The organism is Rhodococcus sp. IEGM 1306 (assembly GCF_036541985.1).
Lineage (GTDB): Bacteria > Actinomycetota > Actinomycetes > Mycobacteriales > Mycobacteriaceae > Rhodococcus_F > Rhodococcus_F qingshengii.
Map to the genome: position 1 here is coordinate 169,032 of NZ_JAZHFF010000002.1, position 16,748 is coordinate 185,779.

A 16,748-nucleotide genomic window follows, 5' to 3' on the forward strand; every position below is an offset into this window, starting at 1 on the left:
GCTAGCCTTAGTTCGGGTGAATTTGTGCCGTGGCCGTCCGGGTTGTGTACTTCCGTACCGTTATGGTTAGGCTGGCCTAAAGTCAGGCGTGCGGACGGGGTCGACACGAGGATGGGTTGGCTCGATCTGAGCGCGTCGACCACTACCCGAGGAGACCGATGAGCAACACCGTGGACCGTGACCAGATCGTGCGCGACGTCGCCGAGGTTCTGTCGATGAGGGCAGAACAACTCGGCGACGACGCGGACCTGGGTGACGAAGGCCTGGACTCGGTTCGCCTGATGACGCTCGTCGAACGGTGGCGGGGAGCGGGCGCGGATGCCGACTTCGCGGAGTTGGCAGAAGAGCCCACGATCAATGCCTGGGTTCAGGTCCTGTGCCCGCAGTGAGTGAGCGCAGAATCGCCGTGGTCACCGGTGCGGGGGCGGGGATCGGCGCCGCAGTGGCCCGGACTCTTGCCCGTGACGGGTATTCGCTGGCGCTTCTCGATCGTGACGACGTCGAATTGAAGCGGGTAACTACGGAATTGGCAGAAACCATCGTCGACGGCGCCGATGTCGCGAGTCACGTCGTGGACGTGACCGATCGGCAGGCAGTCGACGCGGCAGTGACCTCCACGATGGACACGTTCGGCCGGATCGATGCTCTCGCGCACGTCGCCGGAATTCTCGACACCGGGTCGGTGCTGGACTCCGATCCAGATCAGTGGCAGAAGATATTCGGCGTCAACGTCTTCGGATTGCTGAACGTGCTGCAAAGTGTGGGACGGGAAATGCGTCGCCGTCGGGCCGGGGCGATCGTGGTGGTCTCGTCGAATGCGGCCGGTGTCCCACGTATCGGGATGGGTGCTTACGGTTCGTCGAAAGCTGCCGCCACCATGTTGGTTCGAACCGCTGGACTGGAGTTGGCCGCAGACGGGATTCGTGTCAACGTGGTCGCTCCGGGATCCACCGACACAGCGATGCAGCGGTCATTATGGTCGGACCCTTTCGACGATTCGGGTGCCGACGCCGTCATCGAAGGCAATCTGGCGAGCTATCGCCTGGGTATTCCGCTCGGAAAACTGGCCACCGCAGACGATATCGCGGACTCGGTGCACTTCCTGCTGTCCGACCGGGCGGCCCACATCACCATGCAGGCGCTGTACGTCGACGGTGGAGCGACGCTCAAAGCGTGAGACGTAGTTGCTGACAGTACTTTCGAACAGGAGTCACTTGCATGACCTCGAGGATCGCTCGCGAGCCCTTGGCACCCGTCGCACAGTATCCACCCGAATTGGTGACGCATTATCGGGAGCGAGGCTATTGGACTGACGAGACGCTGGCCGGATTCATCACGGCCGCGGCCGCACGGTATCCCGACAACGAAGCGGTGGTCGGCAGCGATGCCGCTGGCACACAGACACGGCTGACGTATTCCGAGCTCGATCGTCGCAGCTCGGCCGTGGCCGGAGGCCTGTCCGGGTTGGGTGTTCGCCCCGGTGACCGGGTACTTCTGCAGCTACCGAACATCGTGGAATACGTCGAAGCATTGTTCGGTGTGTTGAAGCTCGGCGCCCTGCCGGTATTCGGGTTGCCGGCGCATCGCCGAACCGAAATCGGCTACTTCTGCCAGTTCGCTGATGTCGCTGCCTATATCGTCGCCGACCGTCATGGCGGGTTCGACTACCGCGCACTGGCGCGTGAGGTGAACGAGGGCCTCGAGACTCCGCCTGTTGTGATCGTGGCCGGTGACCCCGAAGAGTTTGTCGGTTTCGATTCGCTGCGCGGATACGAGATTCCCGTTCTTGCCGACGTCGATCCGTTGTCGGTCGCCTTTCTTCAGCTTTCCGGTGGCACGACCGGTGTTCCGAAGCTGATTCCGCGAACGCACGCCGACTACCTTTACTCGGTGCGGGCATCGAACCCGATCTGCGGCGTCGACGACTCGACGCGCATGTTGGTGGTTCTTCCTGCAGCGCATAATTTTCCGATGAGTTCGCCAGGCATCCTGGGTGTATTCCACGCGGGTGGCACCGTGGTTCTGGCGCCGGACACCATGCCGTCCACAGCTTTCGGTCTGATCGAATCAGAGCGAGTCACGCACGCTTCTTTGGTTCCACCGATCGCGTTGGCCTGGATGGCTGCCCCCAGCAAGGCAGATCACGATCTGTCGAGCTTGCGGGTTCTCGGCGTCGGGGGAGCAAAGTTCAGCGCCGAAGCTGCTGCGCGCGTACCCGAGGAGCTGGGCTGCACCCTCCAGCAGGTGTTCGGGATGGCCGAAGGGCTGGTCAACTACACCCGCCTCGACGACACGCAAGAATTGATCGTCAGTACGCAGGGTCGGCCTATTTCGCCGGACGACGAGGTTCGTGTGGTCGACGACGAGGGCACGCTCGTCGAGCCCGGAACCACGGGGCACTTACTGACTCGGGGGCCGTACACGATCCGTGGCTATTACCGGGCAGATGCGCACAATGCCGAGGTCTTCGACGCCGAAGGGTTCTATCGCACCGGCGATCTGGTCAGCGTCACCGATACGGGACACCTGATTGTCGAAGGTCGCGCAAAGGACCAGATCAACCGCGGCGGTGAGAAGGTGGCCGCAGAGGAGATCGAGAACCACCTGCTCTCGCATCCTGCTGTCCACGATGCGGCCGTCGTCGCCGTCCCCGACGAGTACCTGGGCGAGCGAACGTGTGCTGTCCTGGTGGTCGCCGGAGAAGCGCCGACCGTCGGCGAGATCAAGCGATACATACGAGGCCGAGGCGTTGCGGCATACAAAGTGCCGGATCGAGTGGAGTTCGTGACCGAGTTCCCCGTCACCGGCGTCGGAAAGACCAGTAAGGCGGCCCTGCGCCGTGTTCTCAGTGAATCGATTGCGGCACAGACGCTGTCGAGTTGATCGGTTCTCGCCCCACTTCTTGGAGGAGATTCTTCATGGCGCTACCCACCGCAGTCCGATACGAGATGCCCACCGAGTTTCCGCAGAATCGGGTCGACTGGACTCTCGATCCTTCCCGCGCGGTACTGCTTCTGCACGACATGCAGGAGTATTTCGTGAACGCGTACGACCGAAGCGTCGACCCGCTCCGAACCGTGGTTCCGAATATCGATCGCCTTCGCTCGTCGGCGCGAGCTGCCGGAATCCCGATCGTCTACACCGCGCAACCCGGAGATCAGGATCCCGAGGAGCGCGCGTTGCTGTCGGATTTCTGGGGACCGGGACTGAAGGCAGATCCCGCTCACACCGACGTGATCGCCGAGTTGGCTCCGCATCCGGACGACGTGATGCTCACAAAATGGCGCTACAGCGCCTTCATCAAGACGGACCTGCGTGAACGGCTGCGTGAGAGTGGTCGTGACCAGCTGATCATCACCGGAATCTATGCCCACATCGGCTGCCTGACTACCGCTTTGGACGGGTTCATGCAAGACGTGCAGATCTTCTTCGTGGGTGACGCGGTGGCCGACTTCTCCCTCGACGAGCATGTCGGTGCACTCGAGTACGCGGCCGGGCGCTGCGCCTCGGTCACCCGAACCGACGACCTGGTCAAGGCGATGAGCGCGGAAACGGTTTCGGCGTAGGAGTGAACGCGACGGGTGCGCCACCCGTCGCCGTATTGTCAGGTGTGTGAAGACTTTGTTGGTGGTTCACCACTCGCCCTCGCCGACAACCCACGAATTGTTGGATGCAGTCCTCGCGGGCGCTCGCGATCCCGAGATCGAGGGTGTGGAGGTGAAGGTAGTGCCGGCGTTGGCGGCGACGGTGCCCGACGTACTCGCTGCTGACGGCTATCTTTTCGGTACCACCGCAAACTTCGGTTACATGTCGGGTGCGCTGAAATACTTCTTCGACACCACGTACTACCAATGCCTCGGTGCGGTGTCGGATCGGCCGTACGGCCTGTGGGTTCACGGCAACAACGACACTGCCGGTGCCGTGTCGTCGGTGCGCAAGCTCGCCACCGGGCTCGGATTGGTCGCGGTGGCGGATCCGCTCGAAGTGACTGTGAGCGTGGACAAATCCGTCCGCGATGGTTGTTATGAACTGGGCGGAACCGTAGCAGCAACGCTGATGGACTAGCCTTCACTTTTCTCGTTTCGGTTCACGAAAGAGATTGTCCTGCAAGCGGTTGTAGCAGCGGGTGTTCTCTTGTGAACGCGTCGGGAGCCATCGGAATTCGGGTCACCGGCGAGGCGGATTCCCCGATTCCTCGCCATTTAGTTTAGGCTACCCAAAACGACGTTAGGTCACCCTTGGGTGACGTGTGTCCACAGACGAGGGGATCAGTGTGAGCGTTCTTCCAGGTTCGAACTCCGGAGCGGCAAACGAAGCTACGTTTGCTCTCACAGGAGCTCAACTCGGGATTTGGAACGCGCAGAGGCTTGATCCCGAATCTCGGAGCTACCTCGTCGGTGAGGTGCTCGAAATCTCGGGCGACGAACCGATCGACACCGACCTTCTGACGGCCGCCATCACGGCGACGATCGGTGAAGCCGAAACCATGCGGCTGCGGATGGTGGAGACAGTCGACGGCCCGCGTCAGTACATCTCCGACGAGCCGGTGGGCGTCATCCCGATCACCGATGTCCGTGACGAGCGCGATCCCGTAGCCGTGGCGCACGCATTGGTCGACGCCGAGCGTAGCCGGGCGTCCGAGTACTGCCGCTTGATGGTGGAGCGTCCGCTGTACACGTACTCGCTGATCAGGCTCTCCGATCGCGAAATCTGGTGCATCCAGCTCTATCACCACCTGATCGTCGACGGATACAGCGCAGCTATGATTTCGCGCCGTGTCGCTGCGCACTACACGGCCGCGAAGAAGGGAACCGAGGTCGCGCCAACGCGATTCGGTTCTATGACCGATCTGGTCAGCGAGGACGAGGCGTACCGGGCGGGCGAGCAGTTCGCGGAAGATCGTGACTACTGGCGTGATGTCCTGACGCCGTTGCCCGCGTTGGACGGGCGCGGCCAGCAGGTCGCCGGTCCGGCGGAACGAACGATCCAGGTTCGTGAGGTCATCAGTGCCGACGCCCTCGGCCGCCTCAAAGAGGTGGCAGACGCGACGGGAACAACGTGGGCCGAGGCGTTGATCGCCTGCTACGGCGCGTTTCTCCACCGATTGCTGGGTGAGACGGATGTTGTCATCGCGATGCCACTCATGGCGCGCGTTGGGCGCACGGCACTCAAGACCCCGGCCATGGCAGTCAACGTTCTGCCTCTCCGGTTGACGATTCGCAGCCACGATCGTCTCGGTGACCTGAGCAAGCAGGTAGCCGCCACGATGAAAAGCCTGCGCGCGCACCAGCGCTACCGCGGTGAGAATCTTGCTCGGGACCTGGGCGTCGCGGGTACCGGCGCACTCCTTCACGGGATCGGAATCAATCTCAAGGCTTTCGACTTCGCCCTCGACTTCGCCGGCGCTGTGGGCGTACTGCGTAACGTCGCCGGAGGTCCGCCGGAGGACCTGGGTTTGACGGTCACCCCCATAGCGGACGGCGAAGTCCTACTCGGATTCGAAGTGGACGCGCGTACCAATACTCGGGATTCGGTTCAGCGACGCCTCGCCGGTTTCGTGAGCATCGTGAACGCGATGGTGGGGGAGCAAGATCCTGCCGTCGGACAGGTGCAGATGATGCCGGCACCCGAGGCTGCGCGGATCCTTGCCGGCCGTGAGACCGAACCTGTGCCTGGCTCCGTCGAGCTCGTCCCCGACGTCTTCGACCGCATCGTCGCCGATCATGCGGATGACACGGTCCTCGTGTGCGGTGAGGAACGTTTGACAGGCGCAGAACTCGGTGGCCGCGTCCACCAGCTTGCGCGGTTGCTTCGCGCTCGCGACGTCGGCCCGGACGACATTGTCGGACTTGCACTTCCGCGAACGTCCGAGATGGTCGTCGCGCTGCTCGCGACATTGAGCGCGGGCGCAGCGTACGTGGCCTTGGATCCGCAGCACCCGGCTGAGCGATTGCGGGACTTGGTCGACGACGCGCAACCGAAGGTGGTGCTCACCACTTCCGCACTGGCCGGGAAACTCGTCGGAGATTCGCGGCCCGTCCCGCTCGCACTCGATTCCGACGCCGCGCGAGAAGAACTCCGTGCCAATTCCGAGCTTCCACTCGAACTCGGTGAACTGGCGACACCGCGGCATGGTGATCACCTGGCGTACGTCATCTACACCTCTGGATCGACCGGCAAGCCAAAGGGTGTGTTGGTCAGAAGTGGTGGATTGGCGCATCTGCTTCACCACCACCGCGCCACTATGTACCGGGAAACTGCCGAGCGAGTCGGAAACCGGCAACTGCATACCGCGCACACGGCGTCGTTCGCCTTCGACGCGTCTCTCGATCAGCTGTTGTGGCTACTGTGTGGTCATCGGGTTCATGTGTACGACGAAGAACTCCAGAAGGACGCTGTTGCCCTGGTCGCGGCGTTCGAGCGAGATCGTGTCGACGTGGTCGACACGACGCCGTCGATGGCGGCAGCGATGGTGGACAACGGATTGCTGCGCACGCAGCGGCTGCAACTGCTTGTCGTGGGCGGCGAAGCGGCACCGCCCGCACTATGGGACGCGATCATCGAATCCGGTGTTCCGGCTCGAAACCTGTACGGTCCCACCGAAACGACGGTCGATGCGATCGCGACCACGGTCGAAGGCGCCGGACCGCGTATCGGGTACCCCCTTGCGGGTACCCGTGCGTACCTGCTCGACAGCGCGCTCGAGCCGGTCGCCGACGGTGAACGAGGTGAGCTCTATCTGGCCGGACCGCAATTGGCCAGGGGATACCTCGGCCGCGCCGGTGCAACCTCCGAGCGTTTCGTCGCCGATCCTTTCGGTGCTCCGGGAGATCTGATGTACCGCGCTGGGGACGTCGCGCGCTGGGTACCGGGGCGGGGCTACGACTTCATCGGTCGTAGCGACAAGCAGGTGAAGATCCGCGGGCATCGTGTCGAGTTGAGCGAGGTCGAAGCTGTTCTCGGATCGGTGCCCGGAATCGGCGCGGCTGCCGCGCTGATCCGTACGGACGGAGGACGGCCCAGCCTGGTCGGCTACGTTGTCGCCGCTGTCGGCGCGACGCTTCCGCCGCAGGAAGAGCTACGCCGAGACCTCGCCGGTCGTGTACCGGATCATCTGGTTCCGGCCGCAATCGTCGTTCTCGACGAACTACCCGTCACGGTGAACGGAAAGCTCGATCGCGCGGCACTACCCGCCCCGGCTACCGAGTCGGAAGGTCGCGCTGCGTCCACACCGCACGAAGAAATTCTCTGTGACGTGGTGGCCGAGGTGCTCGGCCGCGAACGCGTCGGCGTGGACGAGGACTTCTTCGGCCTCGGTGGTGACAGCATCACGGCAATCAGCGTCAGCAGTCGCCTGCGGGTGCGCGGGCTGGTCGTGGCTCCCAAAGAGCTTCTTGCACAGCGAGATCTGGGAACCATTGCCGCTGCAGCGCGCAAGATTGCCGATGACGCCGACGTCGCAGCTACGGTCGCGGACGTGGCGACCGGCACGGTGATCGCTCCGCCGATCGTTCGGGCACTGATCGACAAGAATCCGACAGACGAGGCAATCGCGGGCTACGCGCAGTGGACTGCGGTGCGCATCGACGACGACCTCTCACTGGATGACCTGCAGTCCGGCGTACAGACGGTCCTCGATCACCACGACGCTCTCCGTCTGCTCCTGCGGCGTGACAACGACAGCGGCACTGCTGAATTGATCGTCCGCGACGCGGGCGCGGTGCGTAGCGAAGGGCTCGTTCGCGAGGTGTCCGACAGCCCCGAACCGCTCCGGATCAGAGAGCTCGCAGAGGCGGCGGCAGCGAGTCTCGATCCACGCGCCGGTGAACTCTTGCACGTTGTGCTGGTGAGGACTGAGGCCGGTCGGCCCGATCAATTGATCGTGGTGGCTCACCATTTGATCGTCGACGGTGTGTCCTGGCGAATTCTGCTTCCCGATCTCCACGAAGCCACCGATGCTGCACGCGAGCGCAGGTCCGCCCGGTTGGCTGCCGGCGGCACTTCGTGGCGTCGATACGCGGGGTTGCTCGCAGAATTCGGGACCTCGGGCAGCAGGGCATCAGAGCTGGAGCACTGGAAGTCCGCATCGGTGCAGGCGGACGACGAGCCGATCGGCAGCCGTCGCCTCGACCCGGACATCGACGTGACCGCAACAGCTTCCCGCACGACAACTGTTGCGCCCCCGGCCGTCACCGACGCGCTGTTGACCACGCTTCCGGCGGCGTATCGAGCCAAGGCCGACGAAGTGCTTCTTGCTGGTTTGATGCTTGCAGTGCGCTCGTGGCAGCACGGTCACGGCCTGACCGGGTTGCCCGCGCAGACCGTCACCGTCGAAGGCCACGGCCGCGACGCGCTCACCAGCGACACCGACTTCGCCGGAACCATCGGGTGGTTCACCAGCGAATTCCCGGTTCGGGTTCCCACCGAAGCACTGCTGACCGCCGACGATCTTTCCGACGCGCTCAGCGGCGGGGCAGCTGCCGGGCATCTGCTTCGGGCGGTGAAGGAGGCAAAACGCGCCGTGCCTGGAGGTGGCGTCGGCTACGGAGTTCTGCGGCACCTGGATCCCGAAACCGCACCTGATCTTTCCGCGTGCGCTACTCCCGAACTGCTGCTCAACTATCTCGGCCGCTTCCCGTCCCTGCCCGGATCCGGATGGCGATTGCCGGAACAGGATGCATTCGCGGTTATCGAACCGGCGACCAAGGCTATGTCGGAAGTGCTGGCGCTCAACGCATTCGTCCGCGAGGATGGGGAGACGACGCTGGCAGTCGAATGGACTGCGGCGGGTTCAGTGCTTGACGACGCGACGATCGTCGAGCTGCAAGAGCATTGGGAACGTGCGCTCGCTGCCCTGACCGCGCATGCCGCGCTCTTCGAGGGTGGTTTGACGCCTTCCGATTGCTCGGCGACGATCTTCGGCCAGGGCGCGCTGGTCGATCAGGCAGGGATCGACGAACTCGAAGCCGTCCACGGACCGCTTGCCGACGTACTTCCGTTGTCGCCGCTTCAAGAAGGTCTCCTGTTCCACGCGGTCCGCGACGGCGCGGCAGATGTTTACACGCTTACTGCACGCTTCGACCTTTCCGGCCCCTTGGACGAAGGAAAGCTGGCCGACGCGTTCGAGACGGTGATCGACAGGCACCCGAACTTGCGCGCCGCTTTCCACTACGAGCAGTTCGAACGTCCCGTTCAAGTCATTCCGCGCGGTGCAAGAGTCGAGTGGCGTTCGGTCGACCTGACCTCCGTTCCAGCTTCCACCGCATTCCGCTCTGCAGCTCAGCTCGAGGACGAGGCCGCCGAGCATGTCTTCGACGTCAGTTCGCCGCCACTTCTGCGCGCTCTACTGATCCGGCTGCCCGGTGGGGTGCACAGACTCGTTCTCAACGCGCATCATCTGCTCACGGACGGGTGGTCGACGCCGATCGTCCTGCGCGAGTTGATGAACGTCTACCATGACGGCGATGCGCACCTCCCGTCGCCGACTCCGTATCGCGACTACTTGGCGTGGCTCGCCGGCCGGGATCAGGACTCTGCCCGTGCAGTGTGGAGCGAGCGTTTACGTGGGCTCGCCGCGCCGACTCTCGTTGCCGACATAGGGGCGCCGCGAAGTGTGCCCGTCGCGCTCGAAGTTCCACTTGCGGCATCGGACGCCGATGCGTTGATCGAACTCGGCCGTGCGCGAGCGCTGACGATCAACACGCTGGTCCAGGGCGCGTGGGCGGCAACGCTCGCCGAGGCGACGGGACAGTGGGACGTCGTGTTCGGGGCCACCGTGTCAGGTCGACCTGCCGAACTCGCCGGAGTGGAGGGGATGGTCGGGTTGTTCAGCAACACGATTCCGGCCCGCCTCGACATCGCCGCGAACGAGCCTTTGCTGGAACAGTTCGTGGGGCTGCAGAACGCGCAATTCGACATCGTGGACGTCGAGCACACCAGTTTGGCCGAGATCGAACGCATCGCCGGGATCGGTCAACTGTTCGACACGCTCCTGGTATTCGAGAACTTCCCGAACTCCGGTGCGGGACAGCCTGCGTCGCACACACTTCGGGTCGAGGGATTCACCAACCGCGGAGTCACGCACTATCCGATGACGTTGATGGCACCGCCGAGCACCGGTCTGGATCTGGTCCTGTACCACGATCCGGCGGTTGTCTCCGAAGCCACGGCGCAGCGAACGGTCGCTCGGCTCGCCGAGATCCTGCGTGGTTTGTTGACCGAACCGACAGCTCCCGCATCCGCGGTGCTGACGGTTGTCCGACAGACACGCCGCGTTGCCGATGCAACGGCCGCCGCGGAGAGGGCCGGCGAGCAACGTCAGGTGATCGACGCCGATCCCGCGGTCGTCGATGCAGTATGTGCCTGTGTTGCAACGGTATTGGAGCTTTCCGACGTCGATCCGGGTGACAATTTCTTCACTCTCGGTGGTCACTCGCTCACTGCGATGAGGTTGGTGGGCAGTCTGCGGAAGCTGGGCATCCGCGTCGTCGTCTCGGATGTGTTCGACACCCCGACCCCCCTCGGTCTTGCCGCGGCCGCCCGCGTCGATCAGAAGAAGTTCTCGCCGGATTCGGTCGCTGTCGTTGATCGACCCACCGTGAACGCGGCGACGTTCCGCTCCCCAGCAGCGGCTGGAAATCCTGATCACGAGCGGTACTGGGTTCGCACGCTTGCGGGCCTGCCCCTCGAAACGGACCTTCCCTACGATCGCTCGCGCGGCGAAGAGTACCGCCCGCACACCTACGTTCGTCAGTTACGCGATGCTCGGTTCGGTGACGGATCAAGATTCGACGCGGTGCTGTTGGCCGCCGTGGCGGCGACGCTGAACGGCTTCGGCGGTGGTCGGGACCTTGCGGTCGGGCTGTCCTCGGACGAGACGGACACCCTGATTCGGATCGACCTGTCCGGCCGGCCGCACATTGCCGATGTCGTTCGACGAGTCGAAGACGCAGTGTCCGAGGCACGCGCGCATTCCGATGTCAGCCTCGACCGAATCGCCGATCTACTCGGACGTCCTACCAGCAGCCTCTTCGCTGCCCGCGTCGGTCACTCGCCCGGTAAGAGCGTCGACCTCGAGTTCGTCCGAACTGCAACAGAACTTCGATTGACGGTTGATGCCGGGCTGTTCGACGCCGCCACCGCAGACGCACTGCTCGACGGTGTGATCGCGGTTCTGAGCCACGAAAACAGCACCGTCGTCGCGGATCTCCGGCTGCCGGAGAGCAAGTCGGACCGTGACCCGGACCGACGCGCGACGTCGCCTGCCGGAATTTCGCAGTTGTTCGCCCGACAGGTCAGCCGTCACCCCGACGACGTCGCGGTAGTCTCCGGTGAGGTCGGAATTACCTACGGGGAACTGTCGGCGCGGGTCGACGAGTTGGCTCGCGAACTGCTCGCGGCCGGCGCAGGGCCTGAGAAGGTAGTCGCCGTCGCGCTCGATCGAGATGCGGATCTGGTGGCCGGACTGCTCGCGGTACTGCGCATCGGCGCGGCGTACCTGCCACTCGACGTCGACTACCCGACTGAGCGGCTCGAGTTCATGATCGAGGACGCGTCGCCGGTGTGTGTCCTGACCAGTATCGACAGCGCAGGTCAACTTCCGTCGATGGTCGCCACGAGCGTCTTCGTGGACGGTGAGTTCACCAACTCGGGCGTCGTGCTTCCTCCGGCGCCTGCGGCGGGTGATCACCTCGCCTACGTGATCCACACCTCCGGTTCGACGGGTCGCCCCAAGGGCGTCATGGTCTCGACGGGCAACCTCGCGGCCTTCGCGGACACGGTAGTCGAGGATCGCTGGATCAGGCCGGGCGATCGCATCGTGGCGGTGACAACGGTGTCGTTCGACATCGCGGCACTCGAGTTGCTGTGCCCGCTCGCAGCGGGCGCCACGGTCATCATCGCGGACCGCCGGACGGTTCGCGACCCGGATGCGTTGTCGGCGTTGATCATCGCGAGTGATGCGACAGTGATGCAGGCGACGCCGGCACTGTGGCGAGTGGTCACCGAACATGAGGATGCGCCCCGCCTCGCCGCGGTGCGCGCCTTGGTGGGAGGGGAAGCACTCCCACAGGATCTTGCCGACGATCTGGTGGCCAACGCTGCTTCGGTCCGGAATGTCTACGGACCCACCGAGGCCACGGTGTGGGCGACATCTTCGGTCATCACGACCGGTGACCGAGTCACGATCGGTCGACCCTGGACCGATGTGCACGTACGAATCCTCGACGACGACCTGCGCGAGGTTCCGGAAGGCGTTGCGGGCGAGCTGTACCTGGGCGGTGCGCAGGTGGTTCGCGGATACCTGAACCGCCCCGATCTGACCGTCGCTCGGTTCGTCGCCGATCCTTCTCTGCCGGGGGCACGCCTCTACCGCACCGGAGATCTGGTCCGACGCAGGCGAGGGGTTTTGCACTTCCTGCGCCGTGCGGACGATCAGGTGAAGGTCCGCGGTTTCCGCATCGAGCTCGGCGAGGTCGAAGGCGCACTCGGATCGGTAGCCGGTGTGTTCCGCGCGGCAGCCACCGTCCGCGTCGATGCGGCGGGTACCGGAAGTCTGCACGGATACGTGGTTCCCGAAGGTGCAACCGCGCTCGATTCGGTACTGGTGCGCAAGGAGATTGCGCGGCTCCTACCCGAACACATGGTGCCGCAGACCATCACGGTTCTCGAGGCACTACCGCTCACGCTCAACGGGAAGGTAGACCGCAAGGCATTGCCCGACACCGCGCCGGATCGTGTGCCGAGCCCTCTCGTAGCCGTCGATACGGATCGACGGGCACGGCTCGAGTCGCTGAGCCCGGGCTGGCAGGATGTGCTACCGCTCGGTCCCTTGCAGGAAGGCATGTACTTCCAGTCGGTTCTGGACGGTGCCGGCGGTACGGATGTTTATCACATGCAGCCGCGATTCGAGTTCTCCGCCGATGCCGCCGTCGACGTTCGCTCACTCCGCGCAGCGGGGGATGCGCTCTTGCGGCGCTATCCGAACTTGCGGGCCGGATTCACACACGCCGGGTTCGATGCTCCGGTGCAGTTCGTGCCCAGGGAAGCCGAAATGCCTTTCCGTGAGATCGATCTGAGCGCTGTCGCACCCGAGGACTTGGATATCGAGGTCCGCGCAGTCGACGAGGCCGAATTCGGCAGGCTGTTCGACTTGAGTGCGCCGCCACTCATTCGAATGGTGTTGGTCTGGTTGCCAGGTGGGGGAGCGCACCTCGTCTTCACTCAGCACCACCTGCTGACCGACGGTTGGTCGCAGACCTTGATGTACGCGGAGTTGTTTGCGCTCTACGAGTTTGCTCGCACTCACGGCACGGACCCGGTTGGACTCGACGGCGCGCTCGACAAGCCTGCGGACTTCCGTGATCACCTGCGATGGATCGCCGAATCGGATCGCACGGACGCCCTCTCGTCGTGGAAGGACTACCTCGCGGATCTCGAGCAGCCCACACTCGTGGGTGGTACGGGATCAGGTGGGCGGGCTCCGTTGCCGGTGTTCACCCGCGTTCAGCTCGAGCAGAGCGTCACCGAGGCAGTTCGCGAGCTTGCCAGACGTAGCGGCGTGACCCTGTCCACCGTCGTCTCTGCGGCGTGGGGCCTGGCCTTGCGTGCTGTGACGGGCCGAGACGACGTCGTCTTCGGATCCACGGTCTCGGGACGTTCGCCCGAGGTCGAGGGCGCCGACCGAATGGTGGGCTTGGCGCTCAACACCATTCCGGTGCGTGTCCGCGTACGGCCAGGTGAGGAGATCCCGGCGCTGCTCGGTCGCCTGTTCCGCGAGCAGGGTTCGCTGCTCGAGCATCACTTTCTGGGGCTCGGTGACGTGCAGCGAAGCGCAGGGTTCGCCACGCTCTTCGACACGCTCTACGTTTTCCGCAACACCCCGCGCGACGAACAGGCACGTCGAGACACGTTCGGGCGCAGCGGAATCGTCGGGTTCGATGCGGTGGACGGCACTCACTATGCGCTCACGCTCGATGTGGACCCGGGTGTCGGGGATGCGGCGATGGCGCTCACACTCGAAAACCGCCCCGACCTGATTCCGCACGACGTGGCTGAGGACGTCCTGTCACGCACCATCACGATTCTCGAAGTGATGGCGACATCCGACACGGCTACGGTGGCGGACACGACGATTCCGCTTTCGAGCACTCCCGCGGAATTCGCTTCACAGCACGTCGTGATGCCGCGGCCGGACCAGGCGGGCGGCAGCGTGGACGCCTTGCTCCGCGAAAGGGCGGTGGCCACACCCGACGACACTGCACTGGTCTTCGGTGACGTCACGCTGAGCGCGGCCGAGATGAACTCTCGGGTGGACAGACTGGCGCGGCTACTCGCCTCGGTGCTGGGGCAGTCGGCGCCAGGCGGGGGTCCGACCCGTGTTGTGGCGCTCGCACTTCCGCGTACCGCCGATCACGTCGTAGCGATCTTCGCCGTCATGAGGACCGGAGCGGCATATCTTCCCTTGGATCTGGCTCACCCGCCGGCACGCCTGCGCGAACTGATCCTCGACAGCGATGCTGCGCTGGTGGTCACCACGACTCAGACGCGTGACCTCGTTGTTCCCGATGGACAGGCGTGTCTGGTCCTCGACGACCCGGACGTAACCGGGGTACTCGACGGGCAGGCTCCGGCACCAGTCGTCGACGAGGCCGCGGTATGCGGGCCGACTTCACCGGATCAGCCTGCCTACGTCATCTACACCTCGGGCAGTACCGGAAAACCCAAGGGCGTCGTCGTGGGTCATCGCGGGTTGACGACGATGTATCACAATCACAAGGCCGAGATCTTCACTCCGACGGAGAACAGCGCTGGTGGTCGACGTTTGCGCATCGCGCACACAGTCTCGTTCTCGTTCGACATGTCGTGGGAAGAACTGTTCTGGTTGCTCGCCGGGCATGAAGTTCACGTGATCGACGAGCAGGCGCGACTGGACCCCGTGTCTCTGGTGAAGCACTACCGCGAAGTCGGGATCGACGTCGTGAACGTAACCCCCTCGTATGCACGGGAACTGATGGCCGCCGGTCTCCTCGACGGTGAGCGGACGCCTGTGTTGGTGATGCTCGGCGGAGAAGCTGTGCCTGCCGAACTGTGGTCGCGACTGCGCGATCAGGACGGTGTCGACGGGTACGACCTTTACGGACCGACCGAGTTCACGATCAATGCGATGGGATCCCCGGTTCAGGGGAGCGAGACACCGTGCTTGGGTCGTCCGATTCTGAACGCGTCTGCGCGGGTACTCGATTCGGGGCTGCGGGAGGTTCCGATCGGAGCGGCGGGCGAGTTGTACATGTCCGGTGACGGAACGGCGATGGGTTACCTCCACCGGACCGCCCTGACCTCTGCTGTGTTCGTTGCAGACCCCTACTCCGTCGGCAGGCGCATGTACCGCACGGGTGATGTCGTACTGCGTCGCCGCGACGGCGAACTCGAATACCTGGGCCGCGCGGACCATCAGGTCAAGATCCGAGGCATTCGGATCGAATTGGGTGAAGTGGAATCCGCGCTGGCGTCGCTGCCGGGAGTGTTGAGAGCGGCAGCGTCAGTCCGTAGCGAAGGCGGTGCGCCGCCGCGACTGGTCGGGTACGTCATCGAAGAACCCGGCGTTGATGCAGTCGATCTGCGAGCTGCGTTGCGGGAACGCGTACCGGCACACCTGGTTCCGTCGGACATCGTCGTCGTGGATTCCATACCGCTGACGCCCAACGGAAAACTGGACCGGGGTGCGTTGCCGGCGCCCCCTGCCCGAGCGGCGGCCAGAGCACCGCGAACCGAGACGGAAAGGCGCCTGTGCCAGGTCTTTGCGCGGGTACTCGGCGTTGATGCGGTGGATCCCGAAGAGAGTTTCTTCGATCTCGGCGGCGACTCGCTTCGAGCAATGCGGCTGGTGGGGGAGATGGAGCACGACCTGTCGGTGAGCGTCGGTGTAGGAACGCTGATGACCCGTCCGACAGTTGCCGAGCTCGCAGCACACCTTGACGAGTCGGCATCCGACATCGATCTGAGTCGCGATCACCTGCTGATCCTTCGAGCCGAAGGCAGCGGTGAACCACTGTTCTGCGTGCATCCGGCGGGTGGATTCGCTTGGCCCTTCGCACCTTTGACCGGCGTCCTCGAGGCCGACCGTCCACTGTTCGGCCTCCAATTGCCCACAGTTGCCGGGGAACCACTCGAACCGACGAACGTGGACCAATTGGCAGCGATGTACGTCGACACGATTCGCGGCGTGCAACCGAGCGGTCCGTACCACCTGCTCGGCTACTCGTTCGGTGGCAACGTCGTTGCCGCGATGGCGGCTCAGCTGGTCGATATCGGCGAGACGGTGGAGTTCGCCGGCCTGATCGATACTCATCCACTGGGAGATCGTGACGATCGCGGTCGCGACGATGCAGACGACCGAGATCTGGCCGCCGCCCTGCCACCCGAGATCCTCACTCAGGCACCGGGACTGGTCGAGGCTGTTCGGGCGGGTTTTGATGCCACTCGTTTGCTCGTGGCCCGCTCGACGGACACAACCTACGACGGACCGGTTACTCTGATCACCGCCGACGCCGAGGCGTCCGGACAGCTGCTGGCTGATCGCTGGCGCGGAGTCCGCGGGGACCGGGACATGGCAGTACACCATCTGCCGTACGACCACGCCGGATTGGTGACCCCAGCCGGGTGGGCGGCGATTGCCCCGCTGCTCGACAGCCATCTGTCGAAACGCACGGCCACATAGTTCGAAAACCACACAGTTGAAACACAATGGG

6 protein-coding genes are annotated in these 16,748 nt (G+C 64.2%); all 6 read left to right on the forward strand.

What is annotated here, in order from left to right; translation table 11 throughout:
- Window positions 1–158: 158 nt before the first annotated feature.
- The 6 genes from V3587_RS07555 to V3587_RS07580 all read left to right on the forward strand — a co-directional run bounded on the left by V3587_RS07555 (window position 159) and on the right by V3587_RS07580 (window position 16,717).
- The gene (locus V3587_RS07555; RefSeq protein ID WP_003942230.1) at window positions 159–389 is read left to right on the forward strand and encodes a phosphopantetheine-binding protein; all 231 of its coding nucleotides are present in this window, start codon (window positions 159–161) and stop codon (window positions 387–389) included.
- Window positions 377–1,177 (forward strand): 2,3-dihydro-2,3-dihydroxybenzoate dehydrogenase, encoded by an 801-nt coding sequence (locus V3587_RS07560; protein WP_283376308.1) that lies wholly within the window; start codon window positions 377–379, stop codon window positions 1,175–1,177. Before V3587_RS07555 ends, V3587_RS07560 begins: the two co-directional genes overlap by 13 nt.
- A gap of 41 nt (window positions 1,178–1,218) precedes the next feature.
- Window positions 1,219–2,883 (forward strand): (2,3-dihydroxybenzoyl)adenylate synthase, encoded by a 1,665-nt coding sequence (locus V3587_RS07565; RefSeq protein ID WP_283376309.1) that lies wholly within the window; start codon window positions 1,219–1,221, stop codon window positions 2,881–2,883.
- A 35-nt stretch (window positions 2,884–2,918) separates the two neighbouring features.
- Window positions 2,919–3,566: an isochorismatase family protein gene (locus V3587_RS07570; protein ID WP_124566205.1), complete on the forward strand. Its 648-nt coding sequence runs from the start codon at window positions 2,919–2,921 to the stop codon at window positions 3,564–3,566.
- 46 nt (window positions 3,567–3,612) lie between these two features.
- Window positions 3,613–4,065, forward strand: coding sequence for a flavodoxin family protein (locus V3587_RS07575; protein ID WP_019748153.1), 453 nt, complete (start codon window positions 3,613–3,615; stop codon window positions 4,063–4,065).
- Window positions 4,066–4,273: 208 nt separating this feature from the next.
- Window positions 4,274–16,717: a non-ribosomal peptide synthetase gene (locus V3587_RS07580; protein ID WP_283376310.1), complete on the forward strand. Its 12,444-nt coding sequence runs from the start codon at window positions 4,274–4,276 to the stop codon at window positions 16,715–16,717.
- The last annotated feature ends 31 nt before the right edge of the window (window positions 16,718–16,748 follow it).

What these genes read in the sequence shown, in the direction of transcription:
- V3587_RS07555 (WP_003942230.1), top strand. Translation starts at nt 159, where the DNA reads ATGAGCAACACCGTGGACCGTGACCAGATCGTGCGCGACGTCGCCGAG.
- V3587_RS07565 (WP_283376309.1), top strand. Translation starts at nt 1,219, where the DNA reads ATGACCTCGAGGATCGCTCGCGAGCCCTTGGCACCCGTCGCACAGTAT.
- V3587_RS07570 (WP_124566205.1), top strand. Translation starts at nt 2,919, where the DNA reads ATGGCGCTACCCACCGCAGTCCGATACGAGATGCCCACCGAGTTTCCG.